Annotated in this window: 4 protein-coding genes; 2 read left to right on the forward strand and 2 right to left on the reverse strand. The window is 44.7% G+C overall.

Features of this window, described 5'->3' with window-relative positions; all coding sequences use genetic code 11:
• The coding region (locus R7E47_RS23595; RefSeq protein ID WP_318085095.1) for a Calx-beta domain-containing protein at positions 1-1703 on the reverse strand (1703 nt) is incomplete at its 3' end.
• Positions 1704-2092: 389 nt separating this feature from the next.
• Here R7E47_RS23595 and R7E47_RS23600 point away from each other — a divergent pair.
• Together R7E47_RS23600 and R7E47_RS23605 are read left to right on the forward strand one after the other, a co-directional pair.
• Positions 2093-3406, forward strand: a complete 1314-nt coding sequence (locus tag R7E47_RS23600) for a TolC family outer membrane protein (protein WP_021707835.1) — start codon at positions 2093-2095, stop codon at positions 3404-3406.
• A gap of 2 nt (positions 3407-3408) precedes the next feature.
• A complete protein-coding gene (locus R7E47_RS23605; protein ID WP_005377363.1) occupies positions 3409-4023 on the forward strand; it encodes an OmpA family protein in 615 nt (204 codons plus the stop codon).
• Positions 4024-4110: 87 nt separating this feature from the next.
• Here the strand turns inward: R7E47_RS23605 and R7E47_RS23610 are convergent.
• The coding region (locus R7E47_RS23610) for a tandem-95 repeat protein (RefSeq protein ID WP_318085097.1) at positions 4111-12798 on the reverse strand (8688 nt) is incomplete at its 5' end.

Raw genomic sequence — 12798 nt, forward strand, 5'->3', positions numbered from 1 at the left:
TTGAAGTTCGCTGTGTCACCCTCATTGATGGTGCCAGCGTCAGTGATGGTCACATTCGGACGGTCATCATCCGGATCAGAGCCTGGACCCGTGCCGTCGTCCACTATCGTTGCCGTTCCCGTATCGCTACCTTGCACTGCGCCAATGCCAGTCACCGTCACGCTGAAATCTTCAGGGCCTTCATAAACAGCATCATCAATGGAAGCGATACGCACATCAAACTCGGTTTGCCCCGCTGGCACCGTTACTACGCCATCGTTTGGCACTGCAACCCAACCGGAGCCTGTGTTGTATTCCAAGGTACCTAAGTCACCGGCTTCGGTATCGCCCAAGTTCAGGCCTAGCTCGACTTGAACAGTGGACTCGGAGGCATTCGACAACGTCACTTTGAAGTTGGCTGTCTCACCCTCATTGATGGTGCCAGCATCTGAAATAGTCACATTCGGGCGGTCATCATCCGGATCGGGGCCTGGCCCAGTGCCATCGTCCACGATCGTCGCCGTCCCCGTATCGCTGCCTTGTACTGCGCCAATGCCGGTTACTGTCACACTGAAATCTTCAGGGCCTTCGTAAACGGCGTCATCAACAGAAGCGATGCGCACATCAAACTCAGTTTGCCCTGCTGGCACCGTTACTACGCCATCGTTTGGCACTGCAACCCAACCACTTCCCGTGTTGTATTCTAGGGTGCCTAAGTCTCCAACTTCGGTGTCACCTAAGTTCAGGCCTAGCTCGACTTGAACAGTGGACTCGGAGGCATTCGACAGCGTCACTTTGAAGTTCGCTGTCTCACCCTCATTAACCGTACCTGCATCACTCATCGTTACCGCTGGGCGATCATCATCAGGATTTGAGCCAGGTCCACTACCATCATCTAAAATAGTGGCAGTCCCAGTAACAGGTGTGCTTTGTTCTTCTGTCGTGCCAGAGAGCGTAAACGTTTCTGGGCCTTCAAATACAGAGTCGTCAATAGAGTCTATAGAGACCGTAAAGTCACTTTCACCCGGTGGGATCGAAATGGTAAAGGTTCCGCTTTCACCGACTGAAACTTCTTCTGTTGTACCATCAGAAAATGTTATGAGGACACGCTCATTGACGTAGTCACTCCCGTTCTCGTCAGCTGAGCCGCCTGTTGCGGTTCCATCAAGGAGAGAAAGAATGACATCAGTATTGTCTTCAGTTGTTTGACTTAGAGTAATATCGAATACAACTTGGTCACCTTCGTTGATAGTCGGACTAGATATTTCTTGAACTAAGATAGTCGGTGGTACAGGGCCATTAATTACTCTGAAAAGATCCAACAAAGATAGTGCTTGAGTTGTAGATAGTCCGATTCCATCAATACCGACGGTCTCAAAATTCGTACTAGCCAACAATTCAGCGCCAGTACGATCTATTGCACCAGTATTTTGGGGGCTAGAACCACTTTCCTCACCAGCAGCTGGCTCAAAATCCTCACCAAGAGCAGCCGGGTCTTCTCCACTAGCGATAGCCTCGATTAGCGCAGTGACATCATCAGTAACGTTAATTGAACTACCTTGCGGTGTTACCTGTTGTACAATTAATTCTGATGTATCAGAAACTTCCTCAATAATTAATTCACCAGGCTGAGGTAGCTGACCACTTTCAAGACTTCTCAGGTTCCCATCAAGCCCTATAACCACGACATTGCTCATCAATGAACTTAACGCTACTCGATCCATGCTCTTCATCCTTGTATTAGTTTAATTAAAGGCTTGTTACTGCACTAAACACGTCTATAGTTTAGACAAAATATGAATTTTTCGTTTTATTCCAAGAGGATTTAGTTTTTTGAGAGTAATAAGGAAAATAACCGAAGAATTTGCCTTCATTTAAACCAGTTTCCGCTATGCTCTTAAGATAAAAAGGTTTTCTACGAAAAAATCGACCACTTACCAAGCAAGCTTTGCCTCGTATGCTAGAGTTTAGAGAGTAAGATTGTTGTTTTTTATTGAATTAAACATTTAAACATCAACAAGTTGATAATACGCACTAAGAAAATTCATTGTTTGTAACTTCTCGTCTCAAATATGAAACAGAATAAGAGCGACATGATTTTAGGAGAACTAACGTGAGATGGAATCGAGTACATATAGCCTGCTGTTGCTTAATAGTGTCTTCACCAGTTTTCGGTCAAACTCTAGAGCAAGCGGTTGCACAGACGCTACAAAATAACCCCGATATTAAAAGTGCATTTAACGAGTTTATGAGCCAGAAGTACATAAATGAAGCTTCATCAGGTGCTTACCTCCCCTCTGTTGATCTAGATGCTGGAATTGGATATGAAGGATTAGACCCGTCAGATGAAGTTGGTCGAGGAGACACGGATTACACTCGAAAGGAAGCTTCAGTGACACTGACCCAACTAATATGGGATGGTAGCGCTACGTTAAATGATATTGATCGAACCGCAGCTGATGCTGAATCTGTTAGATTTCAACTCTTAGCAGATGCTTCAGATAAGGCACTTGAAGTGACTAAAGTGTACTTGGACGCTGTTAAAGCGTATGAAGTCCTAAAGCTTTCAGAAAACAACCTTGCTGTTCATAAAGATATTTACGATGACATTAAAAAACGAGTCAACTCGGGTATCGGCTCTACTGCTGACTTGACGCAGGTAGAAGCACGTTTGGCAAAAGCACACGGAAACTTAGCTGCTGCTCAAAATAACCTGTATGACTCTCACACGATGTTCACTCGTTTAGTCGGTCAAACACCACAAGGGTTAATCTTTCCGAGAGCGGACCAAAACTTTATCCCGTACACGGTTGATGAAGCGGTAGGCTTGGCATTTGAACTTCATCCCGTTATTCAAGTGGCGCTCGCAGACGTAGACTCGGCTAAGTTTCAATACAAACAGTCTAAAGGTGTTAATTACCCAACCATTTCAATTGAAGCTTCGCAAACATGGCGTGACGACGCTGATGGTTTAAAAGGTCGAAGTGATGAGACACTTGCCATGCTGCGTCTACGCTACAACCTATTCAATGGTGGCAGTGATGCAGCGAACTCAGAAAACTTTGCCTACCAGCTAAATAAAGCAAAAGACTTGCGTGAAGGTGCCTATCGCAATGTTGAAGAAGGGTTAAGGCTTTCTTGGAGTGCGCTTGATTTAACATTACAACAAAAAGAGTTTCTATCAGATCATGTAGACTCTGCGTCTGAAACCGTAATTGCTTACGAGAAGCAATATCGCATCGGTAAACGAACACTGCTTGATCTATTGAACACTGAAAACGAGCTCTTTGAGGCGCGTAAAGACTACTTAGATTCTAAATACGCAGAGCAGTACGCCAAATATCGAGTGATGAACGCAACTGGGCAACTGTTGAGTGCATTAAGGGTTGAAATGCCTAAAGAATGGCTAGAAGAAGTGGAGTATTAATTATGAAACACATAGCTTTTATTACACTCTCATTAATGCTCTCCGCATGCAGTTCATCAGATCGTGGTGATGAATATGATTACATAGATACCCCAATTGCCGATCAGTGGGCTGATCATATAGATGATGACTCTGACGGAGTCATTAACGAGCGAGATTTGTGCCCGGGTACACCTTTGGGTGCCGAAATAGACAACGACGGTTGTGGTTCGTACGTTGACTCCTCACAAGAAATGCAAATTCGAGTACTATTTGCGAACGATTCCGATGTGATCAACCCTATCTTTACGCAACAAATTCTTGAACTATCCGACTTTTTGAAAGAGTACCCGAACACGTCTATAGAGATTCAAGGTTATGCTAGTCGCACTGGTACTGCAGAACATAATCTTGACTTATCTAAGCGCCGCGCTGAAAACGTTAGAAAAGAGCTCATGAAGAACGGCATTAGTGGAGATAGAGTTACCATTGTCGGCTATGGAGACACAGTACTTGCGACACAAGGTACAGACCAAGTTAGTCACGCATTGAACCGTCGAGTAACCGCAACAGTGATTGGCCACAAGGGTGAAGTGAAGAAAGAATGGACCGTTTTCACAACACTTCCAAAAAGCTAGCACAACAATAAACAGACCGTAAAAATAAAAGGTCTAGCAAATTGCTAGACCTTTTTTGATTTTAAATTTGACTACAGTTTAGCGCTACTACATGTCTTTGTACTGAGCTTCTAAACTCGCAATTAAGCTTTGAGTCACATCATCAACACTTGCACCGTCAAAATGGATGTCCAATGTCGAGCTCCCTTTTGTAATACTCAGGTTTGCCTCAGATCCCCCGTCTGGTGCCACTTCTACATGATACTCTCCGACATCACCAGTATGATCACCTGATTGAAGATCATTAAGAAGCTCTCCAATTTCATCTTTAGATAAGTCGTCAAACAGATCTGAGAAGTCTAGAGCGTCTTCATTTTTATTGAAGTCAGTGACAGTATCAACATCGTTAGTGACTTCACTCCACTTAAAGATGTCCGCCCCTTCTGACCCTGTTAAAGTATCACTACCTAAACCACCAATCAGAATATCATCCCCTTCACCGCCAACGAGTATGTCGTTGCCACCGTGACCAAATAGTAAGTCATCACCAGCGCCGCCATATAAATTATCCGATTTATCTCCTTGGTGACTTTGGTTGAATTCTTCCAAGTTATTTCTAACGTACTCATGTATATCTTCGCCGTCAACGGTAGACACATCCTGACCCGTTTGCTGCGCCACATGTGATTGAATCGCACTTAAGCCTTGTTCATTACCACCAAACTCAATTAAGTCACCTAACAAGATATCGTTACCTTCACCTCCTTGAATAGTGTCTGAACCTTGTTTGAGAGGTACATCTTGACCCAATATCGTTTCAGCAAGCTTAGTAACATCAATATCTGACTCTACCACACCATCAGTGTCATACTGCTTGAGTGTATGTTCATCAACGCCACTCCCAAGACCTATCGCTTCTATAGAGGACAATGCCGCTAGTACTTGATACATGTGTTGAGCTTGTGTCGAGCTATTCCCTTCATCGTAATAACGGATAGAGCCATAATATCTGTCGATATCGCCAAGGATTCTTCCTGTTAGCGGTGAATAAACCTTACCGTAACTATCTATAACGACATCACCTTTGTAGGTAACGGTTTGTCCGTATGAGTAATTGTTTTTACTCGCAATATCTTGCAGGGTAACAAGCTTGCCAGAATTATCGACGTCCAAAATCACTTTCGAGAATTCACTCGGTGCTACACCATAGAGGTATGTTGCTCTATTTGGTTGACCATCCGTAACAAAGTACGTGATATTTTGGCCATTAGGGTTAGGTTGACTGCTGAACCATTCAACGGCCGACTGTAAGCCCGCCTCATAGTTTGTGCCGCCAGAACCCTCATCATCAATTACACGATTCAACTCTTCTACAAACTCTTTTCTTGCTGTAAGAGAACTCAAGTCAACAGAAATCACCGCTGATGCACTTGAAGCAAATTCACTAAGGTGAATATTCACTGTCCCTGGCTTCTCTCCTTGATTTACCGCACTTAACAGCTCATCAAACACATCTAGCACTTCTTGCTTCGCAGTTCCTACCCAGTTACCCATGCTCCCTGAAGTGTCCAGAACAAATGCGATGTTGTAGTCCTGACCTGCAATGATCTCCAATCCTTGAACATCACCAACAATAATATCGTGATCGTCACTACCCGTTATCTGATCATTCCCATGCGATCCCGACTCCAACACATAGTCACGAGCTGTAAGCTCAACGGATTCAGTTGTTGAAGCTGCGTCATTATTTGATCCTTCAACAGACGTAGCAGTAACGCTTAGCGGGAACTCTAAGCTGCCTTCATAATCGAATGGCACTCTGATATCCAGGGAAAGCTTACCATCTGTACCAAGAGTGACAGGGTAATCTCCATTTGAATCTTGCTTAATTGCGACCCCATCAACATACACGTCAACACCGTCTGGTAGATCTTGTACAAGAGCAGTCTGCGCTAAATCCTCACTTCCATCGACATCAACTAGATCAACATCCACATCGACCGAAATCCAGCGATCTTGAAGCACTTCATAAGTGCCATCAGGTTTCAAATCAACAATTTTGTCTGCAAAAACAACGCGTTCAATTTCATATAAATGATCACCTCGGTCATCACTACCTGTATGATCGTTTACCGAATCGATAGAACGACTATCTAATAAAATCCAATATGGAACTTTACCTCCATGATCGTCTTTGAAGGTCATTTTGTAGTCATCAAAGTTCCCTGTTAAGTAGACTGTATCTTTACCATCATGCAGAGTAAGACTGGTCGCGTCATCACCATAAAACGTATCATTGTTACCACCGCCAACAAATACGTCATCGCCACCGCCACCATAGAATACATCGTTGAAATCTGTCCCAACAAACAAGCTGTCGGTGTCACTTAAGTCAGTATTAACTCCCAACACAACACCAGCGTGTGTATTAATTTTAGGTACTGCATTATCCAACCCAAGGTTGGCTGCGACAGCCTCATTTTCGGTATTGGTATTATTTATTGCCGATGTAGCTAAGTGATGGTTTGGATCAATAGCATCTCGTTTAACTAAGTCGCCAACATTGATCGTGATCGTAGGTGCATCTGCGATAGCAACAACATTGATATCAAGTGTATTTGTTACGCCAGTATTTGTGGTATAGCTAATTAATGGAACGTCACCTGACCAATGCTCAGCAGGTTCAAATATGTAACTACCATCTCGGTTTACTAGTAACGTACCACTAGTCAAAGAAACACTTTCGCCTACCTCGTAATCAGCACCATCGATAGTAAGATGATCTACCATCAGAATATTGTCGCCGTCAGAGTCATTAAGCAATACATTCCCTTGTAGAGTATTGTCTTCTATGGTTTCGCCCAAATCACTTTCCGTTTCCGTCGGTAAGTTCTCATGTACTACAACATTGATCGCCAAGTTAGATTCTGCTGAATCACCATTCGAGCTTTCTGTACTCGTTGCAGTCAAATTGATAGTGAAGTCATCATGGGAGCCCGCAGGTGGAGTCACAGTAAGTGCATCTAATGCCCAACTTGTCACGTCCAGTTCTTCATCAATAGTTGCGACAGTAATAGAACTATTTCCATCTGAAAGGATCGCACCTACAGGTAAGCCAGTTAGCGTGACTTTAAGTGATTCAGAGCCATCTGTATCATTTAAGCTTGCTTTAATTTCAGAGAGCGGTATCGCTGTATCTTGTAACCCTTCGTTCAGCTGGTATGTTTCGTAAAACGCAACACCATTAACTTCTTGTAGTTCAGACGTTCTGATATCAGTTGCTTCTAGTGCACTTTCATCACTAACTACGTAAAGACTACTATTGCTCAGATTGACAGGCGCTTGTCCATTAATGGATACATCCACATTAAAGTTACCCGGACCACTTTGGTTATGGTGATAGATTTCAATTGGATAAAAGCCAGATACCGAAGGGGTAAAGCTAGCACCCTTAATATCACCACTGTCGCTCCCCCAACGAGCTTGATCAAGTAACGTACCACCCAACTTGATAGCAAGGCTATCATCTGCTTGCCCAACAAAGTCGTAACTCGAGCCAGCTTCGAGATAAACAAGAGATGTGACTAGAACGGCCTCATTTGCCAAGGTTGCATGAGTCCCTAAATCTTCCACATTTGCCCAACTCAATCGAGTACCATCGGCTTCATTAAGAGCGTTGATCGCTGAGATTAGAGTCTCTCCATTGACCCCCATACCATCACTAGAACCAACTTGAACATTACTCCATGTCGTAACGTTAAACTCTTGTTGAGGCAATGAGTTTAATGGCGTCACTGCGATTAAGTTCGGTTTATCAGCGATAGGGTTTACGTCTATTGTCAGTGTTGACTCTTGACCGGTACTCTGTCCATCTGTTGGTTTAAAGCCAATTTGAGCGTAACTAGACTCCTGGTCTCCGACTTGATTTCCGCCGAAGCTGTCACTGCCAGACTCATTTAATTCAGGTACAAAACGAACACTGTTTTCATCAAAGAGCGGCTTATCAAGCACTTGATCGATTTGGACAGACTGCCAATCGCCTTGCGAATCTCTGTACTCTAATGATCCATCGCCAGGAAGCGTTGTAATTTGGACGGAGAGATCTGATACATCAGAGTCCACATCGCTAATACCGAATGATGACCAATCAAGCATCACTTGAGAATCTTCATTCATCTCAACCACTGAAGGCGAAGATTCAGGAGCATCATTCACATTTACCAGAGATACATTTACCTCGGCAGTATCAATCCCGCCAGTTCCATCGATAACCTCAACCTGAAGCGTATAATCGCCCAAGTCAACATCATCGATTGTCTTGTTCAATGAAATCTCTCCGCTTGTCGGGTCGATATCAAAAATACCATTAGTGCTCGAGCCATCTGCAAAGCGGTATACAAGCACGTCATTATCGTGATCTTCAGCAACGACCGTGCCGATAACGGCCCCACTCACCGTGTTTTCGTTAACTGACCCGAAGTCGTAAACATCATCATTTGGTTTGTCACCAGCACTATCGCCGCCAGAAATAAACTCTGGAGCGTGCTGAGCATCTATAATAGAGACTGTTGCTTCATTCGAGTCACTTGCAAGCGTCGAATCTGCACCAACCGTATCAATTAGAGTCACGGTTAGGTTTTCAAGATCTTCGTAAATACCATCATCGAGAGTTTTTATATCAATCGGCGCCGACGTTTTACCCGCTGGAATCGTGACTGTGTACGTACTTGGAGCAATATAATCTTTGTCATCAACATTCCCTCCGATTGTAAATGTTACCAGTACATCTTCATCTGCTTTTTGGTCAATGTTGACGATAAATTTTGCATCACTACCTTCATCAACTGAGGATTGATCTGAGCTAATAGTCACTTTCGGCGCACTTTGGGCATCAACGATCACAACACTTGCGCTGTTATTTGAAGCAATGCTCGCATCAGCGCCATCAACCTCTTTAATGGTTACTGTGAAAGATTCTGCGCCCTCATAAATACCATCGGTGACCGTCAGTAAGTCAAGAGCAGCTGAAGATTGACCCGCAGGAACTTCAACACTCAGAACGCCAACAAAATCTTTTCCATCTTGGGCCACGCCACTATATTCGACATGAACCGTAACACTCTCATCTGCAACTTTATCAAGTGTCAGCGTAAAGCCTGCCGTTTCACCTTCATTTACGCTATTTTGATCGGCACTAATACTAACTAAAGGTGCAGGATCAGAATCCACAATATTTGCGTTACCAGTTGCAATACCATTACTGGTGACACTACCGATTTCCGTAACCGTCAGACCAAAGCTCTCATCACCTTCATGGACATTATCTAGTTTGGTCGGGACTGCGACTTTAATTTCAGCGACACCTGGAGGTATAGTAACGTCTCCATTAGGCGCTATATCTAATGTTTGAGTTTGACCATGAGTATCCACATAGGTCACTACCATAGTGCCTAGATCAACATCTTCCGCAGTATAGCTATCATTTGTTGTTGACTTCAGATTGACGACAACAGTCTCTTGAACAGGGTTAGAGAGTAAAACGGTAAATATTGCGTCAGTTCCTTCAATTACATCGCCAGCATCTATTACGCTAAGTTCTGTACTATCATTATCAAGAACTGTTGCCGTCCCCGTTTCACCTCCGAGCTCAAGAACGACCGTTTCGCTGCTTTCCACAACCAAGTCATCAATAGTCGGAATCGATATTTCGAAGCTACTTATACCTGCTGGAACAATCAAGTAACCACCTAAGAAAACAACACCATTTGTGTAGGTTGCATTCGATAGATTTATGTCATTCTTATCAACTGAAGAACCTTGAGCAAGCATATCAACTTGGTACTTAACAGCAGTGCTGGTGACTTCATCTAAAACAACCGAGAACGTGATATTGTCACCCTCGGTCACACTATCACCGACCACAGACAGACTTGGCCCGTTTTCCGCAACATTACCATCTAACATTTCGTTAACGATATTGACTGTAGATGGATCGCTAACGCCATTTTCAGAGTCGACTGCCACATATCCAAAGCTGTCTTCGGCAGGAACACCTTCTACATAACGTAACTCCCAGTTACCTTCATTTTTCGTAGAAAAATCTAACTGAGTAATGACCGAACCTTCAGGAAGAGCTAGATCTTTCCCATAACCAACGCTTGTTTCTTGGAATAGCATGAAGTTGCCTTCAGGCTTCAAAAACTCGAACGTTTGAGTCTGTTGGACATTATTTGAATCTAAGTATGTAACCGTAATAAGTGCTGCGTTGTCATCACCGTAATCAAACAATCCACCTAATCCATCTAAGCCAAGGTTTACGCTGCCCACAGGATTATTAGACAAATCGATCGTAATCGATTCACCTTTCTCAATACCCTGCCCATCATTGTCAGCGATACCATTGCCGATGTGTGACACCTGGCGGTTGTACTGCGCAAGCTCACCGCTATCAGAAGAAATGGTGATAGAAGCTCCATTTGCTAAATGCTCAGTACGGGAATGTGATGAACCACCATCCTCACTTAATCCCCAGTTATTGAAATCTGTTGTAGATTCCGAGCCATTAGGCGTATTTGGACGATCTTTGATACCTAATAAGAAGCCAACATTATCAGCTTCATAGTAAAGGCTGTCTTTGTCATAAAGCGTATCGCTTACTTCTTTAATTTCGTGCAACTCACCATCACTATCTTTAAAGAACAACGTACCTGAGGTTGGCAGTTCAGTAATTCGGACATGTAGATCGTTGCCTTTTAAGTCGTCTTCAACATCCGCGATATGATCTTGAGAGTCGCCATCACCTAAAGGTTTCGTATCAGTATCAAATACAACTTGCGTCACAGGCTTGTCAGTCACATGCGTAAAGTCCTCACTGTCAGGCTTGTCATTGACTGGCGTCACATCGACGTTCACCGTGGTGAATTCCGATACCCCACCGGAGGTAACGATGTAGGTAAAGCTGTCTGTCCCGTGGTAGTTGTCGTTTGGCGTGTAGGTTACACTGCCATCCGGGTTGACCGAGACCGTGCCGTTAGCTGGTCCGTTATTGGTATCCAGCGACACCACTTTGTCGTCGCCTTCGAACGTGTCGTTATCTAAGACCTTAATGATGGTTGGCGTATCTTCCACAACCGTCGCGTTGTCTGCCACGATGTCTGCCACAGGCGCTACTGTGAAGTTCACCGTTTGACTAACGCTTTCACCGCTTGGATCGGTGGCGGTAAAGGTTAGGGTTTCTGAGCCGTTCCAGTCCGCAGTTGGGCTAATGGTCGCGATGCCATTTTCAATCGACACCAACACGTTGCTGTTGCCGGACACTGAGAAGTTCAGTGCGGAGTCGCTGTCTTTAAATGCGTCGTTTAAATCAATCGTGTAGATCGTAAAATCTTCTGCTAACACTTGATCTGAAATCACATTGTCGACTGTTGGTGCATCGTTAACGCGATTCACAATCAAACTATCACTGTCGCTAACCGTTGGATTAACACCATCCGATACTGATGCGCTGATCGTTAGGTCTTTAAGGTTGAGTTCGTCGTTGTTAACCGCGTCAACACCCGCTTGAGTCAGTTTGACTTCATCGCCAACTAGCGCAAAGTAGCCGTTTGAGTTGTTTTCTAAAGAAACGGTTAATTGCTCTTCTGGCGTGTCGATATCAGCGACTTCCAACGTTGCCACTACCGTATCGGTATTCACTGCATCTTCAGTGATACTTTCTACAGCATCGACCTTGATCGTTGGCGCATCGTTTACTGGGTTAACGGTAACAGCTACTTTCGCTTGGTCAGTCAGCGAACCATCAGTGATGGTGTAAGTGATTTCGGCGTCACCATGGAAGTTCTCAGCCGGTGTGAAGACCAGTTTGCCATCAACGATCTCAACTGTGCCTTGTGTTTCAGGTACGGAAGCCGATTCAATCGACAGCTTATCACCATCAATATCGGTGTCGTTTGGCAGGACATCAATCGTCACTGGCGTGTCTTCGTCAGTAACGGCATTGTCATTGGTCGCCACTGGCGCATCGTTCACTGGCGTCACATCGACGTTCACCGTGGTGGACTCTGACACCCCACCTGACGTAACGATGTAGGTGAAGCTGTCTGTGCCGTGGAAGTTGTCGTTTGGCGTGTAAGTGACGCTGCCATCCGGGTTGACCGAGACCGTGCCGTTAGCTGGACCGTTATTGGTATCCAGCGACACCACTTTGTCGTCGCCTTCGAACGTGTCGTTCTCTAAGACCTTAATGATGGTTGGCGTATCTTCCACAACCGTCGCTTTATCTGCCACGATATCCGCCACTGGCGCTACTGTGAAGTTCACCGTTTGGCTAACGCTCTCGCCGCTTGGATCGGTAGCCGTAAACGTCAGCGCTTCTGAGCCGTTCCAGTCTGCCGTTGGAGTGAACGTAGCAATCCCATTGACGATCGCCACTTGAATGTTGCTGTTGCCAGAGGCGCTAAACGTTAACTCGCCATCCACGTTATCCACATCGCTGAAAGCGGTATTCAGATTGATGCTGTATGGGGTGAAATCTTCCGCCAAGGTTTGGTCTGCAATGCTGCTCTCAACCACAGGCGTGTCGTTCACCGCATTCACGGTGACGTTGACCGTCGCTTGGTCAGTCAGTGCACCATCGGTAACGGTGTAAGTGATTTCAGCGTCACCATGGAAGTTCTCAGCCGGTGTGAACACCAACTTGCCGTCAACAATTTCAACTGTCCCTTGGTCACTCGGCACAGACGCCGAATCAATGCTTAACGTATCACCATCGATGTCAGTATCGTTTGGTAGGACATC

Source organism: Vibrio sp. Vb1026, assembly GCF_033338745.1.
GTDB lineage: Bacteria > Pseudomonadota > Gammaproteobacteria > Enterobacterales > Vibrionaceae > Vibrio > Vibrio alginolyticus.

Excerpts from the sequence above, each read along its gene's own strand:
- R7E47_RS23605 (WP_005377363.1), top strand. The coding sequence starts at position 3,409 with ATGAAACACATAGCTTTTATTACACTCTCATTAATGCTCTCCGCATGC.